Annotated in this window: 11 protein-coding genes and 2 pseudogenes; 8 read left to right on the top strand and 5 right to left on the bottom strand. The window is 67.5% G+C overall.

Annotated elements, in window-relative coordinates; translation table 11 throughout:
- Positions 1-54: 54 nt before the first annotated feature.
- Positions 55-531, bottom strand: coding sequence for a DUF6326 family protein (locus KBX39_RS00785; protein WP_210868722.1), 477 nt, complete (start codon positions 529-531; stop codon positions 55-57).
- A gap of 232 nt (positions 532-763) precedes the next feature.
- Between KBX39_RS00785 and KBX39_RS00780 the strand changes: the two genes are divergently transcribed.
- Entirely contained in the window at positions 764-1,852 is a 1,089-nt protein-coding gene (locus tag KBX39_RS00780) for a histidine kinase (RefSeq protein WP_312245226.1), read from the top strand.
- Positions 1,849-2,505 carry a response regulator transcription factor gene (locus tag KBX39_RS00775; protein WP_043325390.1) on the top strand — a complete coding sequence of 219 codons (657 nt, stop codon included), beginning with the start codon at positions 1,849-1,851 and terminating at the stop codon, positions 2,503-2,505. The genes KBX39_RS00780 and KBX39_RS00775 overlap by 4 nt, the downstream gene beginning before the upstream one ends.
- A 56-nt stretch (positions 2,506-2,561) precedes the next feature.
- Here KBX39_RS00775 and KBX39_RS00770 read toward each other — a convergent pair.
- Positions 2,562-2,669: pseudogene (locus tag KBX39_RS00770) on the bottom strand (transcriptional regulator); the annotation flags it as partial.
- Positions 2,670-2,738: 69 nt separating this feature from the next.
- Here KBX39_RS00770 and KBX39_RS00765 point away from each other — a divergent pair.
- Complete coding sequence (locus KBX39_RS00765) at positions 2,739-3,188, top strand: hypothetical protein (RefSeq protein ID WP_124778772.1); 450 nt, start codon at positions 2,739-2,741, stop codon at positions 3,186-3,188.
- A 422-nt stretch (positions 3,189-3,610) separates the two neighbouring features.
- Here the strand turns inward: KBX39_RS00765 and KBX39_RS33960 are convergent, their stop codons facing one another.
- Entirely contained in the window at positions 3,611-7,054 is a 3,444-nt protein-coding gene (locus KBX39_RS33960; RefSeq protein ID WP_312245244.1) for a M28 family peptidase, read from the bottom strand.
- Positions 7,055-7,173: 119 nt separating this feature from the next.
- On the opposite strand from KBX39_RS33960, the pseudogene KBX39_RS00755 reads away from it, so the two are divergent.
- Positions 7,174-10,005 (top strand): annotated as a pseudogene (locus KBX39_RS00755) (LuxR C-terminal-related transcriptional regulator); the annotation flags it as partial.
- Here KBX39_RS00755 and KBX39_RS34205 read toward each other — a convergent pair.
- The gene (locus KBX39_RS34205; protein WP_223201434.1) at positions 9,991-10,110 is read right to left on the bottom strand and encodes an IS3 family transposase; all 120 of its coding nucleotides are present in this window, start codon (positions 10,108-10,110) and stop codon (positions 9,991-9,993) included. The pseudogene KBX39_RS00755 and the gene KBX39_RS34205 overlap by 15 nt on opposite strands.
- Positions 10,111-10,622: 512 nt before the next feature.
- On the opposite strand from KBX39_RS34205, the gene KBX39_RS00750 reads away from it, so the two are divergent.
- A complete protein-coding gene (locus KBX39_RS00750; protein ID WP_210868718.1) occupies positions 10,623-11,366 on the top strand; it encodes a hypothetical protein in 744 nt (247 codons plus the stop codon).
- Positions 11,367-11,824: 458 nt separating this feature from the next.
- A complete protein-coding gene (locus KBX39_RS00745) occupies positions 11,825-11,980 on the top strand; it encodes a hypothetical protein (protein WP_210868716.1) in 156 nt (51 codons plus the stop codon).
- Between the two features lie 110 nt (positions 11,981-12,090).
- On the opposite strand, the gene KBX39_RS00740 is transcribed toward KBX39_RS00745, so the two are convergent.
- A complete protein-coding gene (locus tag KBX39_RS00740; protein ID WP_210868714.1) occupies positions 12,091-16,752 on the bottom strand; it encodes an NACHT domain-containing NTPase in 4,662 nt (1,553 codons plus the stop codon).
- 499 nt (positions 16,753-17,251) lie between these two features.
- Between KBX39_RS00740 and KBX39_RS00735 the strand changes: the two genes are divergently transcribed.
- Both KBX39_RS00735 and KBX39_RS00730 read left to right on the top strand, forming a co-directional pair.
- Positions 17,252-18,724 carry a hypothetical protein gene (locus tag KBX39_RS00735; RefSeq protein ID WP_043325499.1) on the top strand — a complete coding sequence of 491 codons (1,473 nt, stop codon included), beginning with the start codon at positions 17,252-17,254 and terminating at the stop codon, positions 18,722-18,724.
- Positions 18,721-19,341: hypothetical protein (locus KBX39_RS00730; protein WP_210868712.1), on the top strand; the 621-nt coding region annotated here is incomplete at its 3' end. The genes KBX39_RS00735 and KBX39_RS00730, both read left to right, overlap by 4 nt.

Genomic DNA, 19,341 nt, shown 5'->3' with positions numbered 1-19,341 from the left:
CGCTGCTGCCGGAGCAGCTGCAACCGACCCCGCCGACGGGGCCTGCCTCGAGCGTCACGCCGGGGCCTGGGCGAGGTCGCGGCCGGCGGTGGCTCGAACGGCCCGGGGCCAGGTCCATGCGGTGCGCAGGATGAAGGCCAGGAGCAGCAGTTCGAGCCCGATGGAGAAGCCGTAGAAGTAGAGGTAGGTCCAGGATTCGCCGTCCGCGTTGTACACCGTGACGGGGATGTAGAGCGTTGCCACGACGAGGTTGGTGGCGCGGTTGACACGGGCGGGGAGCGTCGTGGAGAGCAGGATCATGAGGATCGGGACGGCCATGAGTGTGAGCGCGAGGGCGACGAAGGTCGGGCCCGTGTCGAACTCGTGCACGGCGCCGGCCAGGATGTCGTCGATGAAGCCGGGCTTGTACAGGGCGAGGTAGTCGACGTAGATGTAGAGGAACATGAAGCTGGCCCAGGCCGCGGCAAGCTTCGCCTGGACCGGGAGGTGCGCTTCCTGGAGCGCACCGGCCCGTCTGTCGGTTCTGGTCATCACGTCTCCTGTCTGCTGGCGTCAGCCGGGTCGGCTCACTCGATGTCTCCACACTGACCAGCGTCGGCGGGCGTCACATCCGCTTGCGGGCTCGGGCTGTCCTGGCCCCGGGCGCGGGAAACTCGCCGTACTTTCGGCTGATCCGCCCGAGGGGCGGCCCCCTTACGTTCTCGGAAAAGGGGGAAGCATGCTTGCTGGGATCTGGGCTGAGCCTCGCCCCACAGGTGCGCCGGTGCGTCTGTGGCGGGACTGGGCGCTGTCCTCGGCTCTTGTCGTGATCTCGGTCGTCGAGATGCTGCTGCGCGACGACAGGGCATGGGCGCCGCTGCTGGTCGGTGTCAGCGTCGTGGTCGCGGCGTGCCTGCTGTATCGACGCACGCGACCGCTGGCCGCGGTAAGCGTTGCCTTCGGAGCCGTTCTCCTCTTCGACATCGCGAGGATCGCGGTCATCGACGCCACCGGTCTGCTGGGCATCGCAGGGCTGCTCGTGTTGCCCTACGCCCTGCTGCGCTGGGGAGCAGGTCGTGAGGCTGCCCTCGGACTCGGCATCATCCTCATCTGGCTACCCGTCACCCTCGTCGCGGAGTCGACCTCGCCCGCGGAGAAGGTCGCCGGTTACGGCTTCTTCCTGTGCTCTGCCGCGCTCGGAGCGGCAGTGCGCTACCGCACCAGAAGCCACGAGCGCGACGTCGAGCAGGTCCGGCTCCACCAGCGCAACGAACTCGCCCGCGAGCTGCACGACACGGTCGGCCATCACGTCTCGGCCATCGCCGTCCAGGCACAGGCAGGTCGCGCGCTGGCCGCCGCAGATCCGGAGCGCGCGCTGGCCACCCTGGTCACCATCGAGGAAGAGGCGTCCCGGACGCTCAGGGAGATGCGAGCCCTCGTGGGCGTGCTGCGCGACGGTACGGACGCCGATCTCACCCCTCGGCGAGGAGTGGCGGACATCGAGCGACTCGCTCGTCCCGGCGGCGAGGTGCTGGGCGTCCGCGTGCAGGTCTCCGGTGACGCCGACGCCGTTGAGCCGGCGGTCGGCACCGCCCTCTACCTGATCGCCGCCGAGGCGGTCACCAACGCGACCCGCCACGCCCGCGGCGCCACCGGAGTCACCGTCGACGTCACCGCATCCCGCGACCAGGTGCACCTGCGGGTACGCGATGACGGCGAGGCGACCACGACCAGCTCTTCGCACGCCGGCTACGGGCTGCGCGGCATGGCCGAGCGGGCGAGCCTGCTCGGCGGCACCCTCCGGGCGGGACCTGCCGCGGACGGCGGCTGGAGCGTCGACGCCTCGCTGCCTCGGACAGCGCGCACGTCATGACCATCCGCGTGCTGGTCGCTGACGACCAGGACATCGTCAGGGCAGGGCTCTGCATGATCCTGAACGCCCAACCGGGCATCGCCGTCGTCGGCGACGCCGCCGACGGCCGCCGGGCGATCTCCATGGCCCGTTCGCTGCGTCCCGATGTGTGCCTGCTGGACATCCGCATGCCCGAGGTCGACGGGATCGAAGCCACCCGCCGGCTCGCCGGGGCCGACGTCGCCGATCCTCTGGCCGTCGTCGTCATCACCACCTTCGACCTCGACGAGTACGTCTACGGCGCGCTCAAGGCAGGCGCCCGCGGCTTCCTCCTCAAGGACGCCGGCGCCGAGATGCTCACCCAGGCCGTCCATGCCGCGGCCCGCGGCGACGCCCTGATCGCACCGAACATCACCGCGAGGCTCCTGTCCTCCTTCGCGAACAGCCGCCCGCGCTCGGTGCCACCTGAGCCTGTCGAGCCGCTGACCGCTCGCGAAGAACAGGTTCTGCTGGCTGCCGCTCGCGGGCGGACCAACAGCGAGATCGGCGATGAGCTGTCCATCAGCCTCAGCACCGTCAAGACCCACATCGCCGCCCTGATGCGCAAGCTCAACGCCCGCAACCGCGTCGAGATCGTGATGTGGGCCTACGAGACACGCCGCGTCGGCACCTGACCGACGCCCGCAGGCCCGGGTCGCGGAACCAACGCCGACCGCTTCGGTGTGAGCTGTCGGCACCAGTTCGACGGCACCACTCGCCCGGATGCCACGGCCTGCGCCCCGAGCGCAACCGCTTCGTCCGGCTGACCGGCGGCGACGAGAGCAAGTCCGAGGTCGAGGCCGCGCTCCCCCGGGTACGCCGGCGCCGCCACCACCGCAGCCCTGGCGATCTGGGCCCGGTGACCACGATGACCGCGACCACCACCCTCGTCGTGCAGGACCCCGTCGACGCCTACGAACTGTTCGCCCACGCCCGCACCGTGCTCAGGCTGCCCCTGGACGGCCGATGGCACCTGGTCGACCACGGCCGCGTCCACATGCTGCAAACCCTGCCCGGACAGGGCGCACCGGCCCTGGCCAGCGTGCACCTCCCCGTCGACGGCAGCCGGCACCCCGGCGAGCCCCACGCCGGCATCCCCGGCGGCTACGCCCTGCTCGCCTTCACCACCGACGGCGGCGACACCAACAGGACCCAGCGCCGGCACCGCGACCTCGCCGGCCAGGCTAGTGCGTGGCTGACCCACCGACGGCTTCGCTGGACCTGGTCACACGCCGACGGGCCCTTCACGACCAACCACGCCGATCTTGCGACCAGGGGCCAAATAGTTGATCTTTTTGGGGGTCTGCGCGGTCCCTGATCGCTGCCACGGTGGTTGACCGCTGTGAGTCGATCTCCTCTGAGCATCGGCGAGCTGGTCGAGCACTGGACCCTTGTCCCTGCTGAGCTGGACCTGGTTGCGTCCAAGCATGGCGAGATACGGCCGGGTTCGCGCTGTTGCGGAGGTTCTACGACCGGTACGGCCGCTTCCCGCGAGGTTGGGCAGATCTGCGCCCGGAGGCGATGGACTTCGCCTCTCGCCAGGTCAAGGCGGAGCCGGGTTACTTGGCGTTCTACGGAGACCAGGGCCAGCGGATCCATCACACCCCCAATCGGCTAGATCAACCCGACAACGCACCCAGAATCCAATCCACGGATTCAGGCTAAGGTCCGGTCCGGCAGCGGAACAGGGGCGCAGGACCTGCGGCAGGGTGGGGCGAGCGCCCCACCCTGCCGTTGAACTCAGCCGATCTGCAGGGTCACGTCGTCCAGCACGAAGCTGGTCTGCAGGTAGGCGTCCTCGGTGCCGGTGAAGGTCAGCGTGACCGTCTGGCCGGCGTACGCGCCGAGGTTGACGGTGCGCTGCGTGTAGCCCGTGGCAGCGTTCATGTTGGACAGCGACGCCACGGTGGTGCCGTTGGCCTTGATCGTGAACACGTCGTAGGCGAGCGCCCAGTACTCGCTCGTGTCGATGTGCAGCCAGTAGGTCAGTACCGCACTGGTGCAGCCCGACGGGATGGTGACGGTCTGGCTGATGGCCTCGGTCGCGGTGTAGCCGTTTCCGCCGAGCCACGCGTACCGGGTGCCGCTGCGCGGCACCTGCCCGATAGAGGTGCCGATCACGCCGGTGGAGCCGGTCCACGGCGAGGTGCCGCTTTCGAAACCGCCGTTGAGGATCAGCTGGGCGGCGGTGCAGCCGCCCGGCCCGCCGGTCACGGTCAGCGTGTACGTGGTGCTGTGCGACACCGAACCCGCGCCGGTGATGGTGATGGTGTAGGTGCCGCCGGCCACCGACGAGCCGACCGCGATGGTGGCGGTCGACGAGCTGCCGGAGGTGACCGACGACGGGCTGAACGAGACCGTTACGCCCGTGGGGGCGCCGCTGGCGGTCAGGGTAACCGTCTGGGCGCTGCCCGAGGTGGTGGCGGTGCCGACGGTGGTCGTGGTGCTGGACCCCGCGTTCACGGTGCCCGACGCGGGGCTGGCCGAGATCGAGAAGTCGTTGGTCGGCGTCGAGGTGCCGACCGCCCGGTTCCACAGCGTGTAGGCGATGCCGTCGGCAGCCCGGTTCAGCGCGGTGGCGTCGATGTTGCTGAGGGTGTCGCACGAGGAGTGGTAGCAGGAGTCGTAGGACTGACCGGCCGTGCCGCCCCACTTCGACGCCTGGGCCGACGTCTTGGTGGCGCTGGCGCCCATCGCGTAACCGGAGGTCGGGATGCCCGCGTTCTGGAACGAGTAGTCGTCGGAACGGCCCTGGCCCTCGACGTTCTCCTCCGGCTGCAGGCTGAGGGAGTCCCAGTACGCCTTCATCGGCTGCGACGCGGTCGAGGTGATGTTGTTGATGAAGTAGCCGCCGTTCTTCGACGCGATCATGTCGAAGTTGTAGTAGGCCTTGATCGCCGTTCGCTGGGTACTGGTCAGCGAGTTGACGTAGAACTTGGAGCCGTTGAGGCCCTGTTCCTCGTCGGTCCACCAGCCGAAGCGGACCTTGTTCAGCATGGTCGGGTTCTGCGCGGCCAGCGCGAGGGCGACCTCGAGCAGCGCCGCCGAGCCGGAGCCGTTGTCGTTCATGCCCGGACCGGCCGAGACGCCGTCCAGGTGGGCGCCGAACATGTAGACGTTGCTCGCGTTACCGCCCGGCCACTCGGCGATCAGGTTCGGGCCTGCACCGCTGGTGCAGCCGGAGGTGCAGGGCTGCTCGGTGACGGTGAAGCCGGCGGCCTGCAGCTTGCCCTTGACGTACGCCACCGACTGCAGGTAGCCCTGGCCGGTCGAGCGGCGGGTGCCGCCGTTGTTGGTGGCGATGGTGCTGAGCTGTGTCAGGTGCGCCTGCACGTTGGCGACGTCGATGTCCGGCGCGGTGCCACCGGGGGTGCCGCCGTTGACCGTCAGCGTGTACTGGGCCGTGTGGGTGACCGACCCGGTGCCGGTCACGGTGATGGTGTACGTGCCCGCGGCCGCGCCGGACGTGGTCGCCACCGTCATCGTGGAGCTGCCGCCCGAGGTGACCGACGACGGGCTGAACGACACGGTGACCCCCGACGGGGCACCCGAGGAGGTCAGCGACACGGTCTGCGCGCTGCCGGAGACGGTGGCGGTGTTGACCGTCGCGGTCACCGAGGAGCCCGCGTTGACGCCGCCCGAGGTGGGGCTGATCGACATCGAGAAGTCGGTGCTGGTCGCGGTGCAGGTCGGGTCGCCGGTCTGGGCCGGGACCGCGACCGCGTTCCACGCGTCCTTGGTCCGGTTGAACAGGACGCACGAGGAGTCCAGGTTCTTCGCGGCGGTCAGGGTCGCGGTGCGGTACTTCTTGTGGGTCATGCCGGAGGTCTTCAGCAGCATGCCGCCGTAGAAGATCTTTCCGGCGGACTGGATGCCCACGCCGGTGACCGACGACGGGCCGCCCGAGCAGATGGGGCTGTTCGGCTTGCCGCCGCCCGGCGCGCTGCCCTCGGCGAGCAGGTAGAACCAGTGGTTGAGCGGACCTGCGGCCGCGTGTACCTCCGTGTTCGGGATCGACGAGGAGTAGCAGTTCGGGTGGCCGCCGACCAGCGAGGGGTTGTACATGTTGCGGATCGGGCCGTCGCCGACGAGGTCGATCTCCTCACCGACCAGGTAGTCGGGTTCGTCGTAGGCGCTGGACTGGTTGGCGTATGCCTCGGTCAGGGCGCCGAAGATGTCGCCGGTGGCTTCGCCGAGGCCGGCTTCGGAGCTGGTGCCGCCGGGGGTGTTCTGGTCCATGCCGTGGCCGAACTCGTGACCCACCACATCCATCGAGGAGATCCAGTTGCCTGCCGAGTTCTTGCCGATCGTGATCGTCGAGCCGTCCCAGTAGGCGTTCTGCTCGTTCAGGCCGACCTTGATCGGCCAGCTGCCGCCGTTGCCGTTGTGCCCGTTGCGGCCCAGCCAGGCCGACAGCATGTCCCATTCCTTCTGCGCCGAGTACAGTGCGTCGACGCAGCCGGTCTCCTTGCTTGTGCCCACTCCGTTGCCCCAGCTGTCGTCGGCGCCGGAGAAGACGGTGCTGGTGCTGTAGTCCTGGCAGTTCAGGCCGGTGCGCGTGGTGTCGCGCAGGTAGTACGTGCTGCCCGACTGCGACGTGGTGATCGACAGTGGGCTGGGCCCGTTCCACTTGCCGGTGCCGGAACCGGCCGCGGCGTCCTCCTGCTTGGCCAGCACCTGGCCGTTGCGCGCGTCCACGAAGACATGCAGGTGGCTGGGCGCCGAGGCGGTGCGCCCGGCGACGACGACCTCCCACGCGAGTCGCGCGGTGCTGTCCTTGACGTGCACCACGAGGGTGCGCGACTCGACCTGGTCGACCTTGGTGAGCAGGCCCTTGGCGGTCTGCTCGGCGCGGTCGGCGGCGACCGTCGGCACGACGGAGACGTTGATCTTCGTCTTGGTGGCGGCCGAGATCGCCCGGATGGCGCCCCGGCCGTCGGCGAGTACGGCGGCGTCGCCGCCGACCACCGGCAGGCCCCGGTAGGTGCGCTCGTAGGCAATGGAGAACAGGCCGTCCACCCACGGGATCACCATGCGACGGTCGTACTGCTCGAAGGGGCCTTTCGCCAGCGCGTCGTGACCGCCGTCGGCAGCGCGGTCGGCTGCAGAGATCGCCAGCGACAGCGGGCTCTGCGCAACCGTGGGTGTAGGGGGCGGGGTGGCTGCGGTCGACTGGGTGGCCACCCCGGTCACGGTGCCCAGGGTAAGCGCAACCGCGACAGCGGCCGCCATGGCAGTTCTTCGATACATCGCAATCCTCCCGCCGAGATGGGTTGAGGGGTGTGGCAGCAGGGCCCGTGTTGATGGGATCTCCGGCAACCGGTGACAGCTCGGCTTTGGCGATGACACTAGGAACGGCGGAGGCTGGCCGAAATCAGGGCAACCCCTTGCTCTGGTGCGCGAAGGACCGTCGGGCGCACTATGATCCGGTGCCAGATTCTGCGACGGCAGTGAATGCGCATCAGGGGGCCACCGGCACCATGCTGCCGGTGGTACCGGGCGTCGTGCGCGGCGCCCGTCGGGTGGTGCTGTTCGGTCCGCCCGGGATCGGCAAGACCGCTGCGGCCGGTGTACTCGGGCAGCAGCTGGGCATGCCTGTCCTAAGGCTGGCTCCGAGCCCACAGGACGCCCAGGTCCCCTACACCGGACTGCTCGAACTCGCACTGGCCCTCCAACCGCTGCCGGCCGCGCGGGAACTCGCGACCGGAATCGACAAGGCCGTCGGAGTGCCGGGCTCTGCCGATCCCGCCGGGACCGCTCTACGGCTGCGCCGGTTGACCGCCACCCTGCTGCTGGACACCCCGCCTCTGACACTGGTGGTGGACAACGCCCAGTGGCTGGATACGGCCAGCGCGGCCGTCTTGCGTTGGGCACTGCGCCTGGCTCCCGACCTTCCCGTCATAGCCGCAGAGCGAATCTGGCGCCCGGGGAGCGAAGGCCACTGGTGCGGCGAGGACCCCTGTGCGGTACGCATCCCGGCGCTGACACCCGATCAGGTCGCAACCCTGCTGTCGCCGTACCGGCTAACCCCCTACGAGGTCACGCAGACCCACATCCGCAGCGGAGGGAACCCGGCCCTAGCCCTCGCATTCGCCGGGGCCCGCAGCCGCGCCACCGACCTGCCGGCCGCTCAGGGTCTCGTAGACGACCTGGTCCTGCCGCCGGCCGCCCGCCGACTGGTGAACGAATGGCTGGGCACTGTGTCGGCCGAAGTTCAGGAACTGTTGACGGTCGCCGCACTCGACGACCGGCCCGACCGCGAACTGCTGAGCCGCCTCGCCGGCCCGCCCGCCGAAAACCTTCTCGCAGAGGCCGAGGCAGCCGGACTGATCAACATCGGGCAGGTCGACGGGAAGATCCGGTTCGCCGCCGCCGCGATCGGTGCCGAACTCGCGGCCCGACCGCCGGTCGCCACACGCAGGCTCCTGCACGCCCGCCTGGCCGAAGCCAGCCGCGACAGCATCCGCCGCGACCGTCACACCACGCTGGCGGCCGACACCAACGACCCGCAGTCGGCCGACTGCGCCGACCGCGCCGCCGCCCGCGCCCGGCTGCGCGGAGAACCCGCACTAGCGGCCGAGCTCTCCCTGCTCGCCGCCGAACGTACCCCGGAGACCGACGCCGACCTGCTCACCGAACGGGCGCTGACCGCCGTACGCGACGCCGCCCACAACGGCGACCTGCCCCGCGGCCAGGCTGCCGTCCGCCTCGTCCTGAACCACGACAGCAGCCCCGCCAACCGCGTCAACGCCCTCATCGCCCTGATCGACTCAGGCGGACAGCACCTGTACAACGGCGACAAGCTGTTCGCCGACGCACTTCACGAAGCGGCCGGACATCCGGACCTGACCGCGCAGATCCTCGTCCGCCAGGCGATCTGGGCCAACGTCAACGGCGATCCCGACCGGGCGTGCGCCCAGGCTGCCCGGGCCGCCAGCCTCGCCCGGAGCGCTGGCGACACCGCCACCACCGCCATGGCCCTCACGATGCAGGCCCGCATCCAACGCATCCTCGGCCGCCCCCAAGCCGAGACCACGCTCGGCCACGCCCTGTCCCTGCCACGCAGCACTCACATCCCCGTCAACGCCAGGCCCGAACAGCTCTCCGCCCGGCACGCCATCTTCGACGACCGTCTGGACGAAGCCCGCAGCGCACTGCTGCCTCTGCTCGTCGAAGCCGAGCGGACCGGAGACGCCGAAGCCACCGTGGATGTCCTGCGCAGCCTCGCCGAAGTCGAGATCCGCGCCGGACGGTGCGGACTGGCCCTCGACTACGCCGGCCGCGCCCTGTCGCTTACCGACAGAGCCGCCTTGGACCCCGCACCAACGTGCTACACCTCCGCCCTGGTCGAGGGCACCGCCTCGTGCACCGACTCCGCCCTCGCTCACGCACGCCGCGGGGCGGACACCTCCCGCCGGGAGGACAACAAAGTCTTCCTCTCCCGAAACCTCTTCGTCCTCGGACATCTTCTCCTGGTCACCGGGCGTCCGAAAGAAGCCCTGGAGGCGCTGGAAGAGGTCCGTACGCTTGAGAAGCGCCAGCAGGTCCGCGACCCGTCCGTCCTGCGCTGGCACGCCGACCTCGCCCAAGCCCTCATCTCCCTCGGCTACCTCGACCAAGCCCGCAAACTGCTGACCGATACCCGTCGCACCGCGACTGATCTAGATAGAAGCTGCGTCCTCCCCGTGCTCGACCGCTCCCAGGCACTCCTGGAAGCCACCCTGGGCAACTACGATGCGGCCGCCGACCTCCTCACCGCAGCAGCCGACCACCTCCGCCACCTGCCCATCGAACACGGTCGAACCCTCCTGGCCCTCAGCCACACCGAACGACGCGGACGCCGACGCGCCAGCGCCCGCACCGCGGCGCAGAGCGCCGCCGACCTCTTCAGCACGCACCAGGCACACCCCTGGATCGAAGCCGCCACCCGCACCCTCCACCAACTGGAGCCCGTCCCCGCGCACAGCAGTACGCTCCCCTGCCTCACCTCCGCCGAACAGCGCTGCGTCGAGCTCGCCGCCAGCGGAGCGACCAACCGCGACATCGCCACCGCCCTCACCATCAGTGTCAAAACAGTCGAAGCAAACCTCACCCGCGTCTACCGGAAGCTCGGCATCCACTCACGCGTCCAACTCGCGCACCTTGCAGCCCTGACGGCAGCGCCGGCAGAAGCCCTGCAGCCCGGCCTGGCGCATCAGCCTGGCAACGCGTTTGCGCCCACTTCCGACTCCGGTGCCCAGGCGTAACTCGGCGTGCGGCGTAAAGGAGCGGGTTGGGCGAGGATCGCACGTGCTTCCCCGGACAGCATCCTCGCTACGTCAAGTCGCAAAATGCCGTGACGAGGATTTAGAATCGAGAAAGTTGACACAAAAAGCAACAGAGGCGGCCGGTTTGCTACTGTAACCGCCAGCAACGGAGCGCAGCAGCTATCCAATGCGACCAACAAACAGAGGTAATGAACGGCTGAATCGCAGGCAGTCGGCCTACCGACATGCATAGATGACGGTCTTAGGAAACCGGTGCTCTGTTGGCCGTCCTCAGGAGCACGCCGAGCGCGGCGCGGCCCCGGCGAGCGGACGGACGACTGGCCCCATACCTCGCGGCCAACGCCTTACGGCCCGAGTGGAGAAGTCCGAGTACCGTGGTATAAGAGTCCTTCTAGTTCGGCGTCCTGGGCCGGGCTTACGCAGCATGGGTCGTTTCCGGTCGATGCCCGCCGGTACAGTCTGCCCACACCGGGCAGGAGACGACGATGGGGCTCAGAGACCGACTTGGCGTCGACGCGTTCTGGACCCCTGGTGAGGTTCTCACACACGGGTTCGACTTTCGTCCACGCTGGTGGCAGCAACGCGTCCCCGCCGAAGGGTGGACGGCATGGCTATCCGACCTGCCCGAGGCCAACAGGGGTCGGCAGTACCGACATATCACGCGTAGCGACCTCCTCACCGCAGCGAATGGCGGTCCAGACGACGTCGGGCGACTGCTGGTCGGCAACTACGCCTGGGGCACCGGCGACCGAGCATTCCTCGTCGGTCGTCGAGCTCAGGTCTTCACTAAGAACACGACTGAGTCCACCACGGCCAAGCTCGTTAAGGCTTTGACCGTCCTTCGTGATCAGGGACCGGCGAAGGCGTACGAGATGCTGGCCCTGGGCGGCGAGCAGAAGCTTCCCTACCTCGGGCCCTCGTTCTACACCAAGCTGCTGTACTTCGCGGATGCCCGGCCCGACGCACAACCTGGTCGCGCGCTGATCCTCGACCAGTTCGTTGCCATAGCTTTGAAGGAAGTCGAACACTGGGACATTACGGAACGCGGCCCTTGGGGCCCAGATCAATACCAGCGGTGGCTCGAATTCGCCCACAACCATGCCAGAACTGAGTCCACTAACCAAGCGGCCGTGCGCCCGGATGCTATCGAGGCGGCGATGTTCAGAAAAGGCTGGGCAATCTACCAGGCGCGTATAGCTGCCGCCCGCGCCGCGCGCCGGCAACCGTGACTCCTGACGCCATCATCGTCGCTCTGCCGGATCAGCATGGCGGGCCCCAATCTTGGCGCCAGCAGCAGTTCGTCGCGAAGGATGAGCATAGAGTCGCGGTTGTCGCCGCCCCACAGAGCTGAAGCCCACAGCCGAGCAGCTGACGGAACGACCAGCATCGTGGTAATCAACATAGTGACAGGGTCACCTCGACCAGTTCTCTCGCCTAGCAGCATCCGCAACCCCGAGAAGCTTCTCCTCGGCCGATTCGACCGGCGCGGCCGGCTGCCGGCACACCGGCCGCACGCATCCGCTGGCCACGCCGCAGCGCCAGCAGCTGGCGAGACTGCTTTCCCCGCCACGTCCGACCGAGCGCCGTGTTGTCATCCACCCCTGGCCCGATCCGTTACCCGGCTGCCTGGTCGGGCCAGTTCGAGCGGCCTGAGCGGCTGAACTACGCGCAGGTCGAGGCGACCGTGGTGGCTGAGATTCAGGTGGACACGGCGTACGAGCACCACCGGTGGCGCCACCGGGTGCGGTACGCGCGGCCCAGGCCGGATCTGTCGGTGTACGACGTGCCGCTGATCCTCGACGAAGCCGAAGACCGCTTCGCCGGCTACGCGCGCAGTGCCTGACCGGCCTCATCCCACTTGCCAATACACACCGGCGCCGCAACCCACCGATCAACCAGCAGGACGGGCAGGCGGCGGCGCCCTGCGGTACGAATCAACTAATGGAAATCGAGTCAGGTGCCGTCACTATTGCGGTGAGGTCTAGGTATTGTCAGCAGGAATGGTACGGTGAGCGCGTCCAATCGGGTGATGCTGGCCGCCTGCGTTTCGAGGCTCGCGAGAAGGGCATGCTCGCTGAGTTGCGCGACGCGCCTCCTGCGGTAGTCACCCTTGTAGGTCCATTGTTCGAGCGGATACCAGCCCACGAGATAGATGCCAGTTCGTGTGCCGGCTTCCGGAAGGTAGCGCTGGGCTAGTTGCTGCTGCTGAGCGCTCAGCAACTCTCTATTCCAAGGTCCCTTCACCTCGATGACGACAACGATGCGGTCCGGCGTTGGTCCTTTCACCGGATCGTCGCGCATTGTCGCCTCGATCTGGATGTCAGTGCGGTCTCCAGCACCGTAGGCGTCAGTTGGGCGGACTAGGACTTCGCGGTTGACAGCTAATCCGCGCCGCTCGAGCCTCTTGGTGAGTTCGTGTGAGATGTACGCCGAGAGTGCAGGTTCGGGTTTCGGGAGCCAGGCTTCCTTCAGTTGGTATGGCTTGGGCAGAACGCGTGCGGGTAAGCGGTCCCACAACAATTCTCCGTGCGTCGGCAGATCGTTGCCGATGGCTTCGAGGACCTCCACAAGCAGATCGGCCAATTCGCGTTCGGACCGAACAAGTCGCCGGTTGGCGTCCTCAAACAACGCTGCCAGTTCGACGGGGGTCGGTGGGGACCAGGCCGAAGCGAATAGGTTGGTCCGAGCCCGAAGAATATGAGAGGTTATGATGACGCGGCTGGGGTACTCGTCGCGAAGCTTTGTGAGCGCGCGCAAGGCTTGCTCGCTGCCGCGGCTGCTGATGCTCTGAAGGACGCGATCCCGCCACTCCCGAGTTTGTTCCTCGGGGCCAACGAAGTGTACTCCTTCGATGGGGACGTCATCTTCGGGCGGAAATAGTCCCGAAAGCCACCGATAAAGCTCCGCCAGTTGTTCTTCCTCTAGGTCAGCGAGAAAGTCGCTGTAGCTGGCGCCGAGGCACAGAGCTACGTCCCGACCTAGGGCAGCATCTTTGCCTACGGCCGATAGCACGGTGGCGAGGTACTGGTGAGAATCCACGGTGAGCAGCGCTCTGGCTGCTCGCGCCGCGAGCTGCCGTTGCCATCCGCTTGAGACATCTGCCTCCAGCGCATGGTGTGCGGTGTCGACTGCTCGCTGGTCCTGTGCTTGTAAGAGAGCGACGAGCATCTCCTCCCACCGTTGCAGGGCATGCGTTCGACTCTCGTCCGTCGTAAGCGAAAGCGCGGCCTGGTCCGCCTTCCGGCCGTTGGGCGGCTCGTCGGGTGCCGGGTGAGGGGCTTGCTGACCCGCGGCGTCGCTTGGTCCGTCGTCTCCTCTCGTTCGGGTGATAGCGTCAGCAAGTTCGGTGAGTAGTGCCGCAAACGTGTCGGCCAGTTCAACGTGCCATGCCGGGTCTACAAGTTCCGTCTCAGATGCCAGATGTCCCTGCATCAGTTCCCCACGCACATAAGCGTCGACCGCCGCTGCGAGCTGTGACGCCGAGTGCTCGACGGCTCGCGACAGGAGTCTCAACTTGATTTCCCTATCACCGGCGTTGCTGGGCACGGTGTGGAACCAAATCAGCGCCCCTGCCCAGGACGACCAGGCTGCGTTCGGCACTTCCGAAAGGCGGTCTTTCCTTTCGAGGAGTGCCAGCGCCAGATACCCGGCCCATCCACGCTTGTCGTATCGGTTGGTGCCGAGCCATTCGTCCGAGTGGTCGTGCTCGTTGGCGATGAAATGGACCGCTGCTTCGATCAGCACGTCCACCCCGCTCCCATCGAGTGCGGCTAGACCGGGGAAGTCTAGGATGTCGTCATCGAGACGGAGTGTCCCCTCGCCACTGTTGGGATCGGCCTGAAGCTGCCAGGCCAGGCGCCAAAAGGCGTCGACATTGCCGGCTGCGGCATCGGCAAGCAGTTGGTTGAGCTTTGCGACAAATTCCTCTCGCTCGACTGACGGCAAACCATCATCTACTCGATCCCGCCTCCTGCCGTGGGCCTGTCGCCACAGATTCGCGAGGTCGCTGTCAAGCGGGACGGGCTCAAACCACCATTTGACGTGTGGCCAGACTGGATGGTCCGGGTTCGAGTAGGCAAGTTCGCCCGATGCGGCATCGGATAGGTCGAAGAGGTAGCCAGCCACCTGTGCAAGCGCTTCCGCAAGAATTCTGTTGCCGACACCTAGTGCCTCGGACGCCCGCTCGTATGCCCATGGAAAGTCGGCACCCGTTAGAAGGTAGCCACGGTTGGCTCGACGCAGCCCGTCAGGAAGAACGGGTTTTCGGACGCGCCAGGAGCGGTCTCTCGTGCCCCAGCCGTCAGCAATCGCCCAGATCTTGGCGCGATCGAACGTATCGGTGGTCGCCGCTAACTCGACCAACGAGTGCGCGAGGGCATGACGGAGGTCGCGGAAGCGTGGTGGCTCTCGGCCATCCTCGTCCTCAGCATCTACCGCTGTGGGTAACGGTGGATGGTCGAACCGCTCAAGTCGCGGTCGCAAGATCAGAGCAACCTCGCGCGCTCGGCTTAAGGCACCGTCACCGGATAATGCCCGCTCTACGATCCCGTCAATGAGTTCAATGTCCAACCGGCCGACCGGACGTTCGTCAGGAGGCTCTTCGTCGCTTCCTTGTACATCCGCCGTCGAGGATCGCAGTTCGGAGGGGCTGCGACCGTTGTGGAGCTGCCCGATAGCCCACTCGAGTACGGCAGGCAGGTCCTCTTCCGACAGCTCTGATGCGAAGCGCATCTCAAAGCCCAGGTAGGAGCCGACGAGGTTGCGGTTTCGCCGAGGTCGAAGGTGTTGGAGCACGTCCTCAACAGAGATGTAAGCGGGCCACAGCATGTCTAGCAGTGCCCCCCGTAGCTCGTCGTCTGGATCGACCCGTGAGGCGTAGCTGGCGTCCACGAGGCTGCTGGCAACCTGCGCCAGTTGCGGCGCGGCATCTGTGGGACTCGTCTCAAACGCTGTCATAGCCGCCAGAAGACGTAGGTGACTACTCCATCCGTCCTTCGCCGCCAAGTCGAGCAGCGGGCCGACCAGTTCCGGGACCCCCGCCTCTCGGGCTAGACGGACCGCCAACCGCAGCCGCGCAAGTGAGGGCCAGTCCTGGGGCTCGCGATCGCCTGCCTCGTTCAGGACTGTAAGTAGCTGAGCGCCGAGTCCGGGATGTTTAAGGCGGCGAGGTGCGCGGGCCCATGGGACATCCCCCAGCTCGACCTCGCCGGCACGGCGTAGCAACGCATCAACGACCAGCGACCGGACCTCCGGTGAGTCGACAATCGAGCTGTGCGCCACCAGGCTTTCCGGATCCGCGTCCGCCAGCCACTGGGCATGGCTCGGGTCGAGAGTGACTAGCCAGGCTGCCGCTTCGCGTAGCTGAATCGGCACGCTCCGGCTGTCATCGCTGCCGGCAACCAGGAACAACCGCTGCAATTGAATTACCGGAACGGCCCGGCCTATGAGATGTCGTGCGGTGAGGAATCCGGCAAAGGAGCCGTGACGGAAGGCCAGCCTGTTGCGGCCGCGGCCGGTGAAGAGCGCAGTCGCCAGCGTTGCTGAAACGGCCCTCTTCGTGACGACAAAGGCTGCGTTGTCGACGCTCTCCTGCCCCCCAGCGATGGACTCAGCGTTAAGGTCCTGTTCGCCGGACTCCAGCACCGCTCCGCGCCATATGGTTCGCCGATTGGACAGAAGCAAGCGCGCGGCGATCCGTTCGGCGATAGCAAGCCGCTGATCCAGGGTTGACTCGTCGTCCTGGGTGCGCCGCTCATCGTCGTGCTCGCTAAGCAGTTGAGTAACTCCAAGCGCGAACAGCTCCGTCGGCCGGGCATTCAGATGACCGGTCCGTCGGTAAGTGCGAATCAAGAGCCCGAGCGTCAACGGAACGCTTGCCAGGACTCCCGCGCCGGCAGCGACTGCCGACGCCACCAGCGACTCACCGTCGATCTGATCAGCGCTAGCCGCCAGCCGAACCGCTTCCTGCCTCGTCAATGGCGCTAGGTCGGCCACGATGCATGGGCCAAAGTGTGATGTCAAAACGTTTGTCAGGTCTGGCGGGTAGTCGGCGGTTCGGCAACCGAAGATGAAGCGGGCACGAGACGTGTCACGACCTCTGAGCGCGAGCCGTAGCCTGGCTGCAAGATGCCGAACCAGTGGACTTTCGTCGATCTGGTCGATGACGACGATCAAGTCGGCAGCGGTGCGCCCGGTGGTCAGCCCGACCACGGGCGTGTCGCCACCCGACATCAGGTGGCGCTCGGGAAGACGGCGCAGATGACGGCCTAGCAGCTCATCGAACGTTGCATCCGATAGGTCAGCCGCATCCACCTCGACGATAGGAGAAGGCGAGAGAGCGGTGGGCTGCTGATTCCAGTTGCGCACGAGAGCCGCAAACTCAGTCGTTTTGCCCACGCCGGGCTCACCTAGCAAGACGAGGGACCCTGCTCTTGCCGCGGTTTCCGTTGCGACCAGGGCCCCAGGCACCAACTCCACTACGGGCCCGTTTTGAACGGCGGACGGATCGAGGAAGCCGTCACCGTCGAGAGGGAACGGCAGCTCGTCCTCCACCGTGCCCGATCGGATGCGGCACAACCGTTTGACCGTGGTTGTGAAGATCCCGTTCTCTTCCATGTCTCCACACCCGCCAACTCAGATCTCGACCACCCGGCGTGGACGGCCGTCGAAGCGTAGCGCTTCGTTCCGACAACGAGGCCGTCAGCGGGCCGGGAGGCGGGGGACGGGGATATAGCCGCCTGCGATGACAGCAACGTGCCGCTGGTGGTAGACGACCAACAGCCGTTCGTCGACACGGTTACGGTTCCGCCAGGCGCACCTTTGGCCAGATCGGGCTGCCACCCGCCCGGAGCGTCTTCGCCGCTGAGGTCGCCCGAGTGTTGGGGCGACCCCTGCCCCTGTACGGCGCAGGCATCAGCGTTCGCGGCGAGCCCCCATCGAAGGTTTTGCGGGTGGCCGGACCACTGTCGCGAGCGCTGGCCGGAATGCCGTTGTTTCTGATCAATACCGGTCGAGAACAGACGAAAGCCGCACCAAAAAAGAGCAGGAAAGGGGACAGCTCGCGCTCAAGTGTTGCCTTATCATTCATCTTCACGGGGAGGGCGCGGGGGTTCACATGGGGGAATACGGGGACAGCGACGTCGTCCCCGACGACGGGCTCATCCGCCGGCTGAAGGCGCTAGCCTGCACGGCACCGCTGAATGATCTCGATTCCCGCAAGTCGCACCTGGAGTGGGTCGACGGCTCGATCTACCAGATGGCCGAAATCGGATTGCACGTCATCGACCAGGTCACCATCGCCATGGATTTCGACGCGGGCGCTGACGCCGAACAGATCATCGCCCGCACGGTCCCGCTCGTGGCGATGCAGGGTCCCGCCCGTACCAACGAGGAACACGGCCGGGTTGCCCGGTGGGTGCTTGACAGCTTGATCAACGTCGGCACCGTCGACAGGGGATTCCAGCGCGTGTATGGCGAGGTGGACGACGTGGGCGTCTACGTCCGTCGCCGGTTCGACTTCAAGCTCCTCGTCGAGCTATCCGGCGCGGGCGGCGAGATCTACCTGAGGGCCACCGACGAAGCGATCAACGTGCTCGTCGGCGCGCTCGACACCGACATTGAGTCCGCCCAAGTCGCCGCCGAGGTGAAGCTCGACAACCTGATCAGGCGGGGCCGGCTGGCCGACGCGAAGCTCGCCGCCGAGCAGGCCCGCTACCGCACCGTCCAGCTCGGCGAGACACTGCGCACCATGCTGGAGGCGACCCGGCGCGACGTGCGGGCGGTGGACTGGGACGAGGCCGCCCCCGCGCTGCTCGACTCTGCGCTCGACCACGTCCAAGACCGGTTCACCAACGAGAACGTGATCCTGCGACACATTGCCGACGCCCGCGACGAGGCGACCGACCCCCGGCACAAGCGCCAGGCTGCCGACCTGGTCGCCATCGTCGAGGACTGCATGCGCCGGCACAGCCAGCTGCTGATGCGGCTGCAACGGGCCCGGGCGCTGTTTCGCGCGGAGCAGGACCGACAGCTGTTCGCCGATCCGCCGCGCCGGGAGGCCGCCGACCTACACGGCCAGCTCCTGCGCCCGATCATGGACCTCCCGGCCGCCGACGCCCTCGACCCCCTCGAGTCGTACTTCCGCTCGTCGGCGGGCCTCGCCCGGCCGCCCGTCGTGACGCTGAGCTCGCTGGTCGACCTCCTGCTGCGGGTGCCGCCCGAGCCGGGCGACCTCGGCCGGGAACTACCCGAGCCGGAGTTGGTCCCGGTGACAAGCACGGACCGGTTCTCCGACGAGCACTGGCAGATGGCGGGCCTCCTGCTCGACCTGCAAGAAAACACGCGGCCGCTGTCCGAGCTGCTCGTAGAGGCCGCCGAGCTCGACGAGGACCTCCCCGCGCTGGTCAGCCTGCTCGCAACGCACGCCTACGCGCCCGAGCTCGGCTCGGCGATGCGGCGCGGACAGCTGCACGTCCTGCTGGCTCTGCCGGCCGGCGGCCCGCTCCCGCCGGCCGGGGTGGGCGGTGTCAACGGCGACGACCTTCTACTCAGTACGGTCGCGCTGCTCGACGATGAGGCATCACGGTGATTGACGACGTCACTGCCGCAGCCTCGCTGGTCGCGTTCGGCCTCCGCCCGAAAACGCTGCCCGGTCGTGAGCCCGCCTACCGGAGCCTGGTAACCCGGCACCGGGACGACGACGCGTTCGCCGCCCTGGTGACCGCGGTCGCCGAAGGGCTGGGCCTGCGGGTGCTCGACGTCGACGCCGAGTCGGGCATCGTGCTGTCGGCGCTGCACGGCTCGGTCTTCGAACTCCGGCTCGACCAGTACGCCCGGCAGACCCGGACGGGCGAGCGCCGCGACGTCGAGAAGGTGCTGCACGGCGTCATTTTCCTCGCCGCCGCGGCTTTGGCCTTCCCCCGCCCAGCCGACCTTGCCAACGACCAGTACACCGGCCGTGTCTCGGTTGCCGAGGTCGACACGATGGCCCGCGAGGTCGCTCGTGTCCTGCGCGAACGCGCGAACGGGACCGACCCAGAGGCCGACGCGCCCCGGCTCGAACGGGTATGGCGCGCGTATGCCCGTCGGCCAGAAAGTCAGTCCACCAAGGACGGCCGGGTCGCCCCGGACAGCACCCGGGGCATGGTCGCCCGAGCGCTGCGCTATCTCGCCGACCAAGGGCTGCTCGTGCCAGTTCCGGGTGAC

This window comes from Micromonospora sp. D75, assembly GCF_018070405.1.
GTDB classification, from domain to species: Bacteria; Actinomycetota; Actinomycetes; order Mycobacteriales; family Micromonosporaceae; genus Micromonospora; species Micromonospora chalcea.
This window is presented reverse-complemented; position numbering and strand designations above follow the sequence as displayed.